Genomic DNA, 15,997 nt, shown 5'->3' with positions numbered 1-15,997 from the left:
ACCTATAGCCCTTGAATACTAAATACATTGATCTTATCGATCAAACGTACTTCTTCCCAACAGAGGAATTTAAACTAGAAGATAAAAAACTTCACTTTCACGACATCGACTTGATGGGACTTGTAGAACAGCATGGATCACCATTAAAGTTCACGTATCTCCCTAAAATCTCTGATAATATTCAGCGAGCAAAAGGTTGGTTCAGTAACGCTTTCGCGAAAGCGGACTACAAAGCAACATACAATTATTGCTACTGCACTAAGAGTTCACACTTTAAACACGTGCTGGACACTGCGTTGAGTAATGATATTCACCTGGAAACGAGCAGTGCGTTTGATCTAGACATTATCAAAAGCTTAAAAGCCGAAGGAAAAATTAAGAACGACACGTATATTATCAGTAACGGTTTTAAACGTGAGAAGTACATCGAGAATATTGCTGATCTTATCAATTCAGGTCATAAAAATTGTATTCCTATCATAGATAATTATGAGGAACTCAATTTATTAACTGATGTGACTGATAAGAAATTCCAAGTAGGAATACGTATTGCTAGTGAAGAAGAACCTAAGTTTGAGTTCTACACCAGCCGTTTAGGAATAGGTTATAAAAATATCTTGAATTTTTATAAAGCTCAAATCCAAGATCACGAGCAAGTGTCGCTTAAAATGCTTCACTTTTTCATCAATACTGGAATACGTGATAATGCTTATTACTGGAACGAGTTGCACAAATGTTTGAAGGTGTATGTGAACCTTAAAAAGATTTGTCCATCATTAGACAGTCTCAACATAGGTGGTGGATTCCCTATAAAGAATTCGCTCGCGTTTGACTTTGACTATGAATACATGATTAATGAAATCGTAGCTCAAATCAAGCAAGTTTGTGATGAGGCAGAGGTTGATGTACCACATATTTTTACAGAATTTGGCTCCTTTACCGTAGGTGAAAGTGGTGGCGCTATTTATAAAGTGTTGTACCAAAAACAACAAAACGATCGTGAAAAATGGAACATGATCAACAGTTCATTTATCACGACTTTACCAGATTCATGGGCAATCAATAAACGTTTTATCATGCTAGCGCTCAATCGCTGGAACGACGAGTATGAACGTGTCCTTTTAGGTGGACTGACCTGCGATAGTGATGACTATTACAACAGTGAACAAAATATCAATGCTATTTATTTACCTAAATATCATAAAGATAAGCCGCTCTATTTAGGCTTTTTCAATACTGGAGCATATCAAGAAAGTATAGGTGGTTATGGAGGACTACAGCACTGTCTCATTCCGGCACCTAAACACATTTTGATTGATCGTGACGAGGATGGAAACATTCAAACCAGAGTCTTTAAAGAACAACAAAGCTCAGAACAGATGCTAGGGATTTTAGGATATTAATGAATTTGAAAACCGCATTTCGAGAACACTTCGATAAACTCAGTGACCACCTCAATGCTCGCTGGAAAGATGAAATCGAGGTCTGAAGCTCTCGAAGACCGACTATTAAACTTGAATTACCGAAATCTTTTCCCCAACCCTAAAGGGTGAGATTTTTATAAGAATTTGAATTTGAAATAAACATAGTGCATTTTTTGTTTCCGCACCCTTTAGGCGATGCACTGAGCTAAGTCGAAGTGGTTGGAGAATGGAAACAAAAAATCGAACTCGAATTTGAAACTGAAACTGAAACTGAAATTGAAATTGAAATTGAAAAAACAGCTTTTGTTTCCGCACCCTTTAGGGCTGGGGAATGGAAACAAAACAAATAAAAACCTAACTTTAAATCAACAATTAACTTTAATACCAACTTTAACTTCACAACATGAGCAATTCAAACTATGCAGGAATCCCAGATGAATATGCTGGATTAGATAATGCATCTATTGTTTTAATTCCAGTTCCTTATGATGGAACTAGCACCTGGCAAAAAGGTGCAGACAAAGGTCCGCAGGCGTTTCTAGATGCTAGCGCAAACATGGAATTATATGATATTGAAACTGATACTGAGGTATATCATCACGGTGTTTTCTTAGCAGATCCGGTAAGTGAAAACAGCTCGCCTGAGGCTATGGTAGATGCTGTGCATGCAACGACTAAAAAGTACATCAAGAAAAATAAATTTGTCACCCTATTTGGTGGAGAGCATTCTGTTTCCATAGGTTCTATAAGAGCATTTAATGAGATGTACGAGAACTTGAGTGTTCTACAAATAGACGCTCATGCAGATTTGCGTAAAGAATATGATGGTAGCACATGCAATCATGCCTGCGCCGTTTATGAAGCCAGCCAAAAAACAAATCTTGTCCAAGTAGGAATACGTTCTATGGACAGCATAGAAGTAGGAATTAATGATGATGAGAAAATCTTCTTTGCTCATGAAATGGTAGAAGATGATTACTGGCCAGAAAAAGCTACCGAAGCTCTAACTGAAAACGTATTTATCACTATAGATTTAGACGCGTTTGACCCATCAATTTGTCCATCTACTGGAACACCAGAACCTGGCGGACTGTTATGGTACGAGACGCTCGATTTCTTAAAAATGGTATTTGCAGAGAAGAACGTAGTAGGATTTGACATCGTAGAATTATGTCCTAATCCAGCAGAGAAATCATCAGACTTTCTAGCTGCAAAATTGTACTATAAAATGTTGAGCTATAAATTTAAAGATATAGCCCTAGAAGGAGCTGAAGGTTACGAAGCAGGAAACTCGTTTGCCAAAGCTGGATTAAAGAAAATGAAAAACATAGAAGACTAGTCTTCAAAAAACAAAACATGGGAAAACCGATAACAGATTTCATAGAAAATTACTTCTTACACTTTAACAGTGCAGCTCTAGTAGATGCCGCCAAAGGTTATGAAGCACAACTGAACCAAGGTTCAAAAATGCTCGTTTCACTTGCAGGAGCTATGAGCACGGCCGAGATTGGGAAAATATTTGGCGAGATGATTCGTCAGGATAAGGTACATATCGTTTCATGTACTGGAGCTAACCTAGAAGAAGATTTAATGAATCTCGTGGCGCACAGTCATTATAAACGTGTGCCTAATTACCGCGATTTAACACCACAGGATGAATGGGAATTGCTAGAACAAGGATTGAATCGTGTGACCGACACTTGTATTCCTGAAGAAGAAGCTTTTAGAAGACTTCAAGAGCACATCGTTAAGATATGGAAAGATGCAGAGGCAAAAGGCGAGCGCTATTTCCCGCATGAATACATGTATAAACTGTTATTAAGCGGTGTTCTAGAACAGTATTATGAAATCCCTATTGAGAATTCATGGATGTATGCTGCTGCTAAGGCTAATTTACCGATCATCGTTCCAGGATGGGAAGACAGTACGATGGGTAATATTTTTGCCAGCTACGTGATGAAAGGCGAGTTAAAAGCGAGCACCGTAAAAAGCGGTATTGAATACATGACTTACCTTGCAGACTGGTATACAGATAATTCACAAAAAGGAATCGGTTTCTTCCAGATCGGTGGTGGGATTGCAGGAGATTTCCCTATTTGTGTGGTGCCTATGTTGTACCAAGATATGGAACGTACAGACACGCCTTTTTGGAGCTATTTCTGCCAGATATCAGACTCTACGACTAGTTATGGAAGCTACTCTGGAGCCGTTCCTAACGAGAAAATTACATGGGGAAAACTAGATCAAGACACTCCTAAATTTATAGTAGAAAGTGATGCAACAATCGTTGCTCCTTTGATTTTTGCTTATTTATTAGAGATGTAGATTGTTAGTTATGCTGTTTTTTTGCGCTTTCGCGAAAGCGTATTTAAAACAACTATAATAAAGCATGATAACACAAAACCTGTAAGTTGCTCAACGCATGGCAGTTTACAGGTTTTTTATGCTTGAAAAATTAACTTTTTACCTAGCTAAAGATTACTGAATTCCCATTACATTTAAAATACAAGTACACGACCATGAGTGATATAAATATGAGTAAGATTGACAATTTGAATCTAGAGTTCTTGCAACTCAAAGATTATGAAGAGTTGAAGCATGCGATGATTGATTCTTACAACAATCTACCAGATTCTTATTGGAAAGAAGAGCAAATTAAAACGCTCATAGAAAAATTCCCAGAAGGTCAGGTTGTGCTTAAAGTGAATGAAGAAATCGTTGCTTGTGCGCTGTCGATAGTTGTAAAATATGAAGACTTTAGTGGTCAGTATACGTATGAGCAAGTTACTGGTAACTATAAATTCTCCACGCACGATGATGATGGAGATGTCCTTTACGGTATTGAAGTTTTTATAAAACCACAATACCGCGGTATGCGATTAGGTCGTCGTTTGTATGATTATCGTAAGGAGCTTTGTGAGAATTTGAATTTGAGAGGTATCGCTTTTGGTGGTAGGATTCCTAATTATCATAATCATGCGAGTGATATGACACCTAAGGAATACATAGAAAAAGTGCGCAATAAAGAGATTACAGACTCTGTACTGAACTTTCAGTTATCTAACGACTTCCACGTTTCTCGTGTTCTTAAAAACTACCTAGACGGCGATAAAGCCTCTATGGAATTTGGTGTACTACTAGAATGGGATAACATTTATTACACAAAACCGATTACTGAAACTACGGCACTAAAAAGCACTGTTAGATTAGGTTTGATCCAGTGGCAAATGCGTCCTTACTCAGGTTTTGACGAGCTCATGCAGCAAGTTGAGTATTTTGTAGATGCCGTTGCTGCCTATCGTGCAGATTTTGCTTTGTTTCCAGAGTATTTTAATGCGCCATTAATGGCTGCTTATAATAAACTGAGCGTGAGTCAGTCTATAAGAGAACTTGCTAAGTACACAGAGATGATTAGAAATAAGTTTTCTGAATTATCTATTAAGTATAACATCAATATCATCACAGGTTCTATGCCTGAGGTTATCGACGGACAATTGTATAACGTAGGTAATTTATGTCGTCGCGACGGAACTATTGAGCGTTATGAAAAAATCCACGTCACTCCAGACGAGCAAAAAGTTTGGGGTCTTCAAGGAGGAAATAAGATTCAAACTTTTGATACGGATTGTGGTAAAATAGGAATCTTGATTTGTTATGACAGTGAATTTCCAGAATTGAGTCGCATTATGGCTCAAGAAGGCATGCAAATTCTTTTTGTACCGTTCTTGACCGATACACAGAATGCTTATGCTCGTGTACGCCTTTGCTCTCAAGCTCGAGCGGTGGAGAATGAATGTTATGTAGCGATAGCTGGTAGCGTGGGGAATTTACCTGCCGTAGAAAACATGGATATTTCTTATGCGCAAAGCGCGGTATTCACTCCATGTGATTTTGCTTTCCCATCAAATGGCGTCAAAGCAGAAGCCACAGCAAATACTGAAATGATTCTTGTGGCCGATGTAGATCTAGATTTATTAAAAGAGCTTCATAATTATGGTGCAGTAAAAAACCTTAAAGATCGCAGGACAGATTTGTATGAAGTGAGTAAGAAATAAGCTATGCCTAAAATTAATATTCTAAAAGGGTTTCTTATAAAGAATAAGAAACCCTTTTTTTATTTAATCATAGGAATGATACTGGGATAGGTAATTTGTTTGCCTCTAAAATTTAAAATAGCAAAAATCATGGCTAAAATGGCATTTATAATCATCATTACAATTGGTATTAACATGATACTCGTCATCGCTTTAATACCTGGCACTCCTTGATTAAAAATAAGCACAAACCCAATAGCCGGAATTATAACCATTAAAATTAACCACCAAATTTGAAAATTTAAGGTACGTGCTCCAACACGTTGTAAACCATTAATTTTATCCTTTTTTGTCATCCACAATATTAAAGGAATCAGAATACTTCCTACTCCAAATAGAATTCCTATAATGATAGATAAATGAAATAATCCTAAAAACTGTCGGTCTTCATGTTTTCCATAATCCAGTAACTCTTCAATATTAATATCTAGCGTTTCACATAGGAGCTGTAAAGTTTTACCGCGAGGTTCATTTTCATTATTCTCAATACGCTGGATGGTTCGTAAACTCACTTGAGAATTTGTGGCGAGTTCTTCCTGAGACATCCCTTTTTTGACACGTATTTCTTTGATTTTAGTTCCTACTGGATTCATCTTTTTCATAATTTAAAATTAGTGGAACAAACCTAAGGAGTAAAGCTCATGAAGGTCAAGTTTTAGAATTGACTTGTTTGCGTCATTCTTATGACAAAGATGTCATCAAATTGTGAATCAAGCAATTGAAACTTACTTTATCAATGCATCAAAAGTAAGCGCATCTATTTTCCCGTCTGGATAGAGATTGTTTTTTGCTTCAAAATCTGCTAGTGCGGTACTAGTGATTTGTGCAAAAACGCCATCTAGTGGAATTTCATAGCCTTTATCAATTAGGATTTTTTGGATTTCAAACGTTAGGGCACTTTTTGAACCTATACGCTGACTATTTCCTACTTCGTTTTTGAAAAGTTGATTCATTAAAGCTTTTTGGCTTTGGGTTTTTAAAGCCTCAGGTGAAGATTGATTGTTTTCAAACGCCATGATTTGCTCATTGCTCCAGCCTTGCTTTTTATAAAGCGCAGACTGCTCTAGCTTTTGTTGTAGATAAGTAACGTGAGCTAGTTTGTTTGCATATTCTTTAACCGCTTGTTGCGTTTCTAAATCATCATCCTCTGGTAAACGCACATCTATATCATTTGCCGTCCATTGCAATTTTACATAAGTATTTAAATCTGCAATAGCCTCGTGATAATCTCTTACAACTGCTTGATCGTGATAACTTGCATCTATTGCTGCTTCGGTTGTGTAATGATATTCTGGAGCATGAAATCGGTCCCAATCTTTATAAAAATCATAGGCTATAAATCCTAAAATAATTACGAGAAGAAATATAATGAGTTGTTTCATGGTGGTTGGTTTGTTAATCTGCTATAGATTGTTGTTTTACTATTGTGGTTTTCCCTTTTCTCAAATCAAAAATAAGCATTAATAGGACTACTGCATATTCTAGAAATATCAACCAGCCATTTTCTATAAAACCATCATTTGAATAAGCATAATAGCTCAAGAAAATAGTGAAGCTCCACACGAGCATAAAACGATAAGAAGTAAATACACTGAATAATAATGGTATGGTCAGATACCATGGATGTACCGTGGTGGAAAAAAGTAAATAGGTAAAGAAAGCTAAAACGATACTCGATAATAAGACCTTTGGTTGTTCATTTCTACGCTTTAAGCTTATCAGAGTAATAATGATAAGTGTTATTAAGGGTAAAATTTTACCTGCAGTTTGAACAATATTATAACCTGTAATTTCATAACCTATATAACGAACGAGATAATAAACGCTACCATTAAATTCAAAGTTGCCAAACCATAATCCTACTGACGCTGTATAGTTATCTATTAAATTTTGAGAAATAAATGGAGCAAATCCCAGCGCGATAACTAGCGCAACTGCAACGTAATAAATAAGTGCTTTTTTAAAATTGAGTTTCCTAAATAATAAAGGCAGCACTATTACCGGTAAGAGTTTTAATAAAATCGCATAACTCATAAACAGCATGCTATACCATTTCTTATAAATGAGTAAGTAATAAATAGACATGAGTAAAAAGAGCGCCATCATTCCTTCCCAATGCAGATTACCTGTTAATTCTATAATCGTAAAAGGATTTAAATAGTACAGTGCTATCAACCACATAGGCTTACCTAATAATCTCAATAATTTAATTCCGTAAATGAATATAAATAAGTCTGCAAGGATTATAAAAACACGCATCCATATCACATTTGCTAGGGTATTATCGCCTCCTAACCACGCAGCAGCTGTAAAGAACAATTGGTTCAACGGTGGATAATTAGTATAATGACCACTTGATAATTCGCCCATAGAAGCATGAAGCAACGTAGCATTTGGGATATGATTTGCTCCAGATTGAATGACATCATTTGGCAAGTGTAAGTATGGATTAAAACCATTCAGTAATTGATGCCCATCCCATATAAACCTAAAAAAATCTTGTGATAAATGTGGTGTATTATTTAACAGCAATAATCGCAATATCAAGCCTATGAAAAATAGACCGCCAACTAATGAAGAGCCGTAAAACCACCTTCCTAAAAATGATGGTAATAGTTTAAAATCTTGTTGTGTGGACTTATTTGCCACATAGCAACATCCTATAAAGGCCGCAAAAAGTAATGTGTAGAGGAAAAGAAGTTCTGGGAATTGCTTTCGCTCAAGCGAGAAAAACAAGCTGTAAAGTATAGCACTTAAAATGGTTAATATACCGAGTGCATTGCCTAACCTGCGTTCCATTACTGCTTATCTGTAATACTACGGAAGAACACAAAACCGAAGCCTATAAACAACATTAAGTGAAATGGAAAGAGTCCAAAATCGCCACCTTGATCACCGACTATAAAAGCAGAATACATTCCAAAACCGAAATACAACATCAAAATTCCTTCTATGATCACATTGCGACTTATCTTCTTCTTGAGATATTTATTAGTCTTCCAGTTGCCGCCTACTGCTGCAAGATTAAATTTAGGAGTGCGCACAAATTCACTGCGTTTTCCTAAATGACCTTCCATTACCGCTATGGAATTATGCAGAGAGAATCCCATTGCTATGGAAAAAAAGGTGAAAAACATCCCTATGTAACTGATGAAATTCTTGAAGCCGCCGCCATAGGTATTCTTGTACATGTACCAGTAACATATAAAAAATATGATGGAGCTCACCACAAAGAAACTCATAACATAAAAGTAATCATGTAAGTGTGCATAAGTGTTTTTAATGTACAACATAGGAATACTAAGAACTCCTACTATTAGTACATTAAGAAACATAGTACTGTTCAATAAGTGCAGTACACCATGTGTCTTAGATTTAAAAGACATATCTGAGGAGATGACTCTTTTAAACATTTTTCTAAAGTTCTCTGCGCCACCTTTATTCCAGCGGAATTGCTGTGAACGAGCAGCACTAATCACGATAGGTAATTCTGCAGGAGTTACTACATCTTCTAAGTACTTAAATTTCCAGTTTTTAAGCTGTGCTCTATAGCTCAAATCTAAATCTTCAGTAAGTGTATCGCCTTCCCAGTTTCCGGCATCGATAATGGTTTCTTTGCGCCATATTCCTGCGGTACCGTTGAAGTTAATGAAATGTCCTCTAGAATTACGGCCTACTTGTTCTAGTGTGAAATGTGCATCCAGTGCAAATGCCTGGATTTGTGTCAATATTGAGTAATCTCTATTTAAATGTCCCCATCGAGTTTGAACGACTCCTATTTCAGGATCTTTAAAATGGATTACGGTTTTCTTCAACCAGTCTGGTTCTGGAAGGAAATCTGCATCAAATATGGCGATGAATTCTCCCTTAGCATGAACTAATCCTTCTTTAAGAGCACCAGCTTTAAATCCTTCACGATTTTCTCTCGTGATATGTTTAATATCTATACCTGTAGCAGCCAGTTTTTCAATATGTAGTCGAGTTGTTTCCACCGTTTCATCAGTTGAATCATCGAGTACTTGAAACTCTAATTTATCCTGAGGATAATCTATTAATGCTATGTTATCGAGCAATCGCTCCATCACATAAGCCTCATTATAAACAGGTAATTGAATAGTTACATAAGGAACCTCAGCTGGATTATTTAAATCAAATGTAGGTCCATCAACTGTGTTTTTGCGAGCTGATAAATAATTGAATAAGAGATTTAATTGTGCAAATGAATAGAATAGAATCATCACGAGTGATGTACTATAAATAATAATGCAGATCCATTCTAATATCATTTCTTGAAGCCGTATTTAAATATCCAGGTTAAGATTTTTACGCCTGCAAATATAGCACCTTTAACAGTACCCGATACTTTTGAAACTCCTATTCTGTTGCGGTATTTCATAGGGATTTCCACATAAGTATACTTTTTCTTGAGTGCTTTTAACTGCATCTCAACAGTCCAACCATAGGTTTTATCTTCCATGTGAAGCGCCAGTAACTTATCATACTTAATAGCACGGAATGGTCCTAAATCTGTAAAACGTGACTTGAACAACAAACTCATCAATGAAGTCGCCAGCCAGTTTCCAAAGATTTGCGGAACCGTCATCGATCCTTTTTCTCTTAACGATTCTACTCGCGCACCTACAACAAAATCAATGTTTTCATCAATGATAGGAGTTACAAGATCGGTTAACTGTTCTGGATAATCACTATAATCTCCATCTAGAAACACAATAATGTCAGTAGACTGAGATAAATGAGCGACGTAGTCCATGCCTTTTAAACAAGCATAACCATAACCGCGATTATTTTCTTCTAGAACTGTAGCGCCAGCATTCTTTGCATTAACAATAGTATCGTCGCTTGAATTATTACTTACCACAATTACCTCAGCAACCATATTAGGTATGTCGTTGATAACTAGAGGCATAGAATCAGCTTCATTATAGGCTGGGATGATAACTCTTATGATAGGAATAGTGGATTGCAATAGCAGATTTTAAAGGTGGAAAGTTAACAAATCTGTAGTTGATTTATGTCTGCTTTCAAGCTTTTTCAATAGATTCAAACCATACCATAAACTTCTAGATAGAATTTATGAAGTTTAATTACGCTTTCGCGAAAGCGTAATACTAAAAATCTCTAGTTTTTATTGGGATCTTTACCGCCAAATTTTGAGAATTTATAGGTAAAACTCAACATGAAATATTGTCTCAATACTAAACTGCTCGAGTCAGAAATAAAATCTTGCGCTACCGTACGACGCGTATCGATCACTTGATTTAAAATATCATAAGCCGTTAACTTGACAACTGCTTTATCCTTTGCAAACTTGTATCCTAGACTACCTATCATTACAAAGGAATCGTTATCAAACTCCTCTGTAACGTTACCAAAAACGTTGTACTCACCACGCAATCCTAGAGTTAGGTTCTTAGGCCAGAATGTGGTTAAATCTATAGATGCTCTATGGTTCACAAATTTCTGATCTTCAAAATTTTCTAAAGAGAATTTACTTGAATTAAAATCGATATTATACTCTGTTTCTAGTTCAAAAATATCGTCGATCTCGTATTCAAAACCTAGGTTAGGTGAAATGTTCAAATTGTTAGTTTCAAATGCGATTCCGTTAGAAAAACCCTTATCTAGTGATAAATTCCCATCTAATCCAGCAGACAAACTGATACTGCGTTTATCTTTTTGAAACTTCATGCTGTAACCTGAATAGAGATAACCGTTATAAGTTCCATCCACATTTGTATAAGTCGTGTTTCTGATTAAATCTGGATTTGTAAGTGTGATACCTACCACTTGATTATCTGTATATGTAAAACCTGCTCCAGAGTAAAAACCTTTATTTTCTTCCCAATTATAATTATTGTAATTAAGATATAAATTATGGGTATTTGTGGCTTCAAGATTAGGATTTCCCGTCACAATATTTTGCGGATTTGTACTGTTTTCAACGGGCTGTAATTGATTAATACTAGGCACATTAATATTATTACTATAGTTTAAATAAATGCTTGAAAACTTACCTATTTGCTTACTCAAATAAGCTCTCAAATAAGGATTTGAAAACGACCTATCAAATGAACTATCGAGCAACGCATTACTTGTATTTAATGTTTGATACAGCAGTCCTGCAGTAACTTCCCATCGGAATTTATCTTTGGAATAAACAAGTCCTAGACTAGGACGATGCTGCGTATTATCTGTCTCAAAATCATTACTCAATCCAGCATTAAATATAGTAGGCTCACCAGTAGTTACATCTCTATCAAAAACATTTCTGTTTTGTTCATTATGATTTGCAGATATTCTATAGGCCACATTAAGACCGTAGTCTTCATTTAAAGATTTGCGCCAGCGTGGTGAAAAGGAAAATCCGGTTCCTTTAGAGTCTTGATTAATGACTTGATTTTGTATTTGTGTTGATGTCATTGTTCCATTATCTGAAATGATACGCTCAGAAAAGAAATCATTTAACGACTCAGAATTATTAGTATTTACTGTAGTATAAAGTGAAACCGAATTTCCTTTTTTCTTAAAACGACGACTCACATAAAGATTTACACCAGCGTTATAATTATCAGAATCTGAATTGCTTGATGTCGTAACGTCTATTTCTTGTCCAGCATCATCTAGCGTATTTGCAATACGATTACTCACGTTGTTACTGGAACTCTGCGTGTAACTAGGCTCGATACTTATAGTGGTAAGAGTGTCTAGCTTAACTTCTACCCGACTATTAAGCCTATGGGAATCTCCCATGTTTCTACCTCTAGAAGAAGATGTCGTGGTAAATTCGCGGTCTGGTAAAAAGGTAGTTGTCCTATTATCAGTTGCAGTTTCTGTATCATTATTCCCATAAAAATAACTAGCTGATAGTTCTACTTTTTCATCCCAATCATTTGCAAGACTCAATCCAGCAGATCTACTTGAAGTGATTCCTCCAGAACCTCCAAAACTGACTCCATTAATTCCAAAACTACCATTTGAACTACGACTTATAGAATATGCGCTATTTCCCATCGCATCATAAATCTCATCAAAAGAGAATCCAGGACTATTAATGTTATTTGTACTTCCCAGCACGCTCACTCTAAACGTGTCTTTAAAGTAATTCACGATACCACTAGCGCTATATCGATCATCTGTTCCAGCGCCTGCTGTCAACCTTGAGAACCAACCTTTATTTTTATCTTCATCTATAGTAATGTTGATTTCGCTAGCGTTTGCATCTCCAGCTTCACCGTTTGCCTTTTGTTCTTCAGTTTTAGATTCTGTGACTTGAATCTTATCGATGATTTCTTTGGGCAAATTCTTTAATGCTACTTGAGGATCGTTCCCAAAAAACTCTTTGCCATTCACAAGAATTTTAGTGACCTCTTTGCCATTTACTGTGATTTTTCCATCCTTATCAATTTCTACACCTGGCAGCTCTTTAATTACGTCTTCCAGATTAGCGTCTGCTTTTGTATTGAATGATTTTGCATTGAATTCTAAGGTGTCTTGTTTTACAGTAATAGGCGCTTTGCGAGCCTTAACCACTATTCCTTCTAGAAACTCCACATCGCTTGATAAACTAATGGTTCCTAAATCGATGGTACGTCCATCTTTAAAATTAATAGCTTTAGTAAATTCCTTATAACCTGTAAATGACGTAAAGAAATTAAACTCCTCAACACCTGTATTTCCTACAAGTTTAAAAACTCCTTGCTCATCAGTAATGGAATATGAAATTAAAGTAGAGTCTTTTTTACTTTCTAAAAATACCGTGGCACTTTGTAGCAATTCTTTACTCGTAGAATCCTGAACAATACCTTGAATCTCAAATCTCTGCGCTTGAACTGTCGCCATAGCGAGAAGGGCTATTGTGATTAATATTATTCTTTTCATAGTTGGTTAGCTAATGAGGTGAAGTTACTTCCATCAACAAACTTGAACGTTAATATTATTTGAAAATTATAAATATTCCTACAATTCAGATTGCTTACAAATAAAAAAGACCAGCAATTGCTGGTCTTTATAAAATCTATATCTAAGTTTATTTCTTTCTCATGTAAACACTAATAGGAACACCGTGGAAATCAAATTTTTGTCTCAATTGATTCTCGAGGTATCTTTTATAAGGCTCTCTTACATACTGCGGCAGGTTACAAAAGAATGCAAACTGTGGCTGTGGTGTAGGTAATTGAGTAACAAACTTAATTTTAACAAACTTACCTTTTAAAGATGGCGGCGGATAATGGTCTATCAACGGCAACATCACCTCATTAAGTTCACTCGTTTTTATACGCTTGGTTCTGTTTTTAAACACATCTACAGCTGTTTCAATAGCTTTAAAAATACGCTGCTTATTTAATACAGATATAAACACGATAGGAACATCAGTAAAGGGTTCCATTTCTCGTCTTATTTGTGCTTCAAATTCTTTGGCAGTATTAGTTTCTTTATCAACGAGATCCCATTTATTAACTAGAATCACGATTCCTTTACGATTACGTTCAGCTAGCCAAAATATGTTTTGTACCTGTCCATCAAATCCACGAGTGGCATCTAGAATAAGGATACAAACATCTGCATGTTCTATGGCTCTTACACTACGCATCACACTATAGAACTCCAGATCTTCTTTTACCTTTTTCTTTCTACGTATTCCAGCGGTATCAACAAGGTTGAATTCAAATCCAAAACGATTATACTTAGTATCAATAGAATCTCTAGTAGTTCCAGCAATATCTGTAACGATATATCTATCCTCACCTATTAGTGCGTTTATGAAAGATGATTTACCAGCATTAGGTCTTCCTACTACAGCAAATCGTGGCAAGTCACTATCTTCTCTAACAGGAGTATCTGGTAATAACTCAACAACTTTATCTAGTAAATCTCCAGTTCCACTACCACTAGTACTTGAAAGTGTGTAATAATCTCCTAGACCTAGATTATAGAATTCCACAGCGTTTGCTTCACGCTCTGGATTATCTACTTTATTTACAGCAAGCACGACAGGCTTTTTCACCTTACGTAGTAAAGTTGCTACATCTTCATCCATTCCGGTAATTCCATCCTCGGCATCTACCATAAAAAGTATCACGTCAGCCTCATCTATGGCTAGTTCTACTTGATGGTCAATTTCTGCCTCAAAAACGTCATCACTACCTAATACGTATCCACCGGTGTCTATAATAGAAAAATCTTTTCCATTCCAGTCACTTTTTCCATAATGACGATCACGTGTTACACCACTTACCGCATCGGTAATGGCTTCTCTACGTTGAATCAGTCTATTAAAAAGGGTAGATTTACCTACATTAGGTCTTCCTACTATTGCTACTATACTCATGCTGTTTTATTTGCGGTTGCAAAGGTACGTTTTTGTTATGAGGTAGCGTCTTGTAAAAGAGTGGTGTGATTTTTTTTGTTACGCTTTCGCGAAAGCGTGTCCCAAATGAAAACTCATCACATCAATAATTGATTATTTCTTACTTTTTACGATCGATTACATACTCCACCATTAACTCCAGAGATCGCTTGTACTCTGAGTCTGGATAGGTATTTAGTATTTTCATGGCCTTATCTCGATATTCATACATCGCTGTCACGGCATACTCTAGTCCACCGTTATTTTTCACAAAATCAATGACTTCTTTTACTCGTTTTTTATCGCGGTTGTGTTTTTTAACAGAGTTGATCAACCATTTACGATCTTTCTTACTGGAGATTTGTAGGGTATGAATGAGCGGCAGCGTCATCTTTTGCTCCTTAATATCTATACCGGTAGGTTTACCGATGCGCTCGTTTCCATAATCAAATAAATCATCCTTAATCTGGAATGCGATTCCTATCATTTCACCAAACTCGCGCATCTTCTCAACATCATCACTTCCAGGAGCTACAGCGCAAGCACCAAGGCTGCAACATGCGGCGATAAGAGTAGCGGTTTTTTTACGGATAATGTCATAATAAACGGACTCAGTAATATCCAGGCGGCGTGCTTTTTCAATTTGGAGTAATTCTCCTTCACTCATTTCACGTACGGCTACACTTATGATTTGCAATAAATCAAAATCACCGTTATCTATACTGAGTAACAATCCTTTAGATAATAGATAATCACCTACTAGAACCGCAATTTTATTTTTCCAAAGTGCGTTTACTGAGAAGAATCCGCGGCGTTTTAAACTATCATCTACCACATCATCATGCACAAGAGTTGCGGTATGAATTAATTCAATCACTGACGCACCGCGATAGGTACGATCATTCACCTCACCATCGCCTATCATTTTTGCGACAAGAAAAACAAACATAGGACGCATTTGTTTCCCTTTGCGATTAACTATAAAATGAGTGATTCTGTTAAGCAATGCAATACGTGAAGCCATCGCAAGTTGAAACTTTTTTTCAAAGAGTTCCATCTCGTGGGCAACTGGTGCTTTAATTTGCTCAACTATTTTCATGTTTACAAATATA

12 protein-coding genes are annotated in these 15,997 nt (G+C 36.2%); 4 read left to right on the top strand and 8 right to left on the bottom strand.

The window, feature by feature from the left end; translation table 11 throughout:
- The first annotated feature begins 11 nt into the window (after positions 1-11).
- From ACSHWW_RS02115 to ACSHWW_RS02100, 4 genes are all read left to right on the top strand, one after another.
- Positions 12-1,403, top strand: coding sequence for an arginine decarboxylase (locus ACSHWW_RS02115; protein WP_435680748.1), 1,392 nt, complete (start codon positions 12-14; stop codon positions 1,401-1,403).
- 424 nt (positions 1,404-1,827) lie between these two features.
- A complete protein-coding gene (speB, locus tag ACSHWW_RS02110; protein ID WP_435680747.1) occupies positions 1,828-2,763 on the top strand; it encodes an agmatinase in 936 nt (311 codons plus the stop codon).
- A gap of 17 nt (positions 2,764-2,780) precedes the next feature.
- Positions 2,781-3,749 carry a deoxyhypusine synthase family protein gene (locus ACSHWW_RS02105; protein ID WP_435680746.1) on the top strand — a complete coding sequence of 323 codons (969 nt, stop codon included), beginning with the start codon at positions 2,781-2,783 and terminating at the stop codon, positions 3,747-3,749.
- A 194-nt stretch (positions 3,750-3,943) separates the two neighbouring features.
- Positions 3,944-5,479, top strand: a complete 1,536-nt coding sequence (locus ACSHWW_RS02100) for a bifunctional GNAT family N-acetyltransferase/carbon-nitrogen hydrolase family protein (RefSeq protein ID WP_435680745.1) — start codon at positions 3,944-3,946, stop codon at positions 5,477-5,479.
- A 59-nt stretch (positions 5,480-5,538) separates the two neighbouring features.
- Here the strand turns inward: ACSHWW_RS02100 and ACSHWW_RS02095 are convergent, their stop codons facing one another.
- From ACSHWW_RS02095 to ACSHWW_RS02060, 8 genes are all read right to left on the bottom strand, one after another.
- Positions 5,539-6,120, bottom strand: a complete 582-nt coding sequence (locus ACSHWW_RS02095; RefSeq protein WP_435680744.1) for a DUF4870 domain-containing protein — start codon at positions 6,118-6,120, stop codon at positions 5,539-5,541.
- 123 nt (positions 6,121-6,243) lie between these two features.
- Positions 6,244-6,900, bottom strand: coding sequence for a peptidoglycan-binding domain-containing protein (locus ACSHWW_RS02090; RefSeq protein WP_435680743.1), 657 nt, complete (start codon positions 6,898-6,900; stop codon positions 6,244-6,246).
- A 13-nt stretch (positions 6,901-6,913) separates the two neighbouring features.
- Complete coding sequence (locus tag ACSHWW_RS02085; protein ID WP_435680742.1) at positions 6,914-8,317, bottom strand: glycosyltransferase 87 family protein; 1,404 nt, start codon at positions 8,315-8,317, stop codon at positions 6,914-6,916.
- Entirely contained in the window at positions 8,317-9,804 is a 1,488-nt protein-coding gene (locus ACSHWW_RS02080) for a cellulose synthase family protein (protein ID WP_435680741.1), read from the bottom strand. Before ACSHWW_RS02080 ends, ACSHWW_RS02085 begins: the two co-directional genes overlap by 1 nt.
- On the bottom strand, positions 9,801-10,493 hold the full coding sequence (locus ACSHWW_RS02075) for a glycosyltransferase family 2 protein (protein ID WP_435680844.1): 693 nt from the start codon (positions 10,491-10,493) through the stop codon (positions 9,801-9,803). Before ACSHWW_RS02075 ends, ACSHWW_RS02080 begins: the two co-directional genes overlap by 4 nt.
- A gap of 164 nt (positions 10,494-10,657) precedes the next feature.
- Positions 10,658-13,417, bottom strand: a complete 2,760-nt coding sequence (locus ACSHWW_RS02070) for an outer membrane beta-barrel protein (protein ID WP_435680740.1) — start codon at positions 13,415-13,417, stop codon at positions 10,658-10,660.
- Between the two features lie 148 nt (positions 13,418-13,565).
- Positions 13,566-14,867 (bottom strand): ribosome biogenesis GTPase Der, encoded by a 1,302-nt coding sequence (der, locus tag ACSHWW_RS02065; protein ID WP_435680739.1) that lies wholly within the window; start codon positions 14,865-14,867, stop codon positions 13,566-13,568.
- A 139-nt stretch (positions 14,868-15,006) separates the two neighbouring features.
- Positions 15,007-15,984 carry a polyprenyl synthetase family protein gene (locus ACSHWW_RS02060; RefSeq protein ID WP_435680843.1) on the bottom strand — a complete coding sequence of 326 codons (978 nt, stop codon included), beginning with the start codon at positions 15,982-15,984 and terminating at the stop codon, positions 15,007-15,009.
- Between the last annotated feature and the right edge of the window lie 13 nt (positions 15,985-15,997).

Origin of the sequence: Nonlabens sp., assembly GCF_051251825.1 — a bacterium.
Lineage (GTDB): Bacteria > Bacteroidota > Bacteroidia > Flavobacteriales > Flavobacteriaceae > Nonlabens.
This window is presented reverse-complemented; position numbering and strand designations above follow the sequence as displayed.

Coding starts and splice junctions, on each gene's coding strand:
- speB (WP_435680747.1), top strand. CDS start 1,828: ATGAGCAATTCAAACTATGCAGGAATCCCAGATGAATATGCTGGATTA.
- ACSHWW_RS02105 (WP_435680746.1), top strand. CDS start 2,781: ATGGGAAAACCGATAACAGATTTCATAGAAAATTACTTCTTACACTTT.
- ACSHWW_RS02100 (WP_435680745.1), top strand. CDS start 3,944: ATGAGTGATATAAATATGAGTAAGATTGACAATTTGAATCTAGAGTTC.
- ACSHWW_RS02095 (WP_435680744.1), bottom strand. CDS start 6,120: ATGAAAAAGATGAATCCAGTAGGAACTAAAATCAAAGAAATACGTGTC.
- ACSHWW_RS02090 (WP_435680743.1), bottom strand. CDS start 6,900: ATGAAACAACTCATTATATTTCTTCTCGTAATTATTTTAGGATTTATA.
- ACSHWW_RS02085 (WP_435680742.1), bottom strand. CDS start 8,317: ATGGAACGCAGGTTAGGCAATGCACTCGGTATATTAACCATTTTAAGT.
- ACSHWW_RS02080 (WP_435680741.1), bottom strand. CDS start 9,804: ATGATATTAGAATGGATCTGCATTATTATTTATAGTACATCACTCGTG.
- ACSHWW_RS02070 (WP_435680740.1), bottom strand. CDS start 13,417: ATGAAAAGAATAATATTAATCACAATAGCCCTTCTCGCTATGGCGACA.
- der (WP_435680739.1), bottom strand. CDS start 14,867: ATGAGTATAGTAGCAATAGTAGGAAGACCTAATGTAGGTAAATCTACC.
- ACSHWW_RS02060 (WP_435680843.1), bottom strand. CDS start 15,984: ATGAAAATAGTTGAGCAAATTAAAGCACCAGTTGCCCACGAGATGGAA.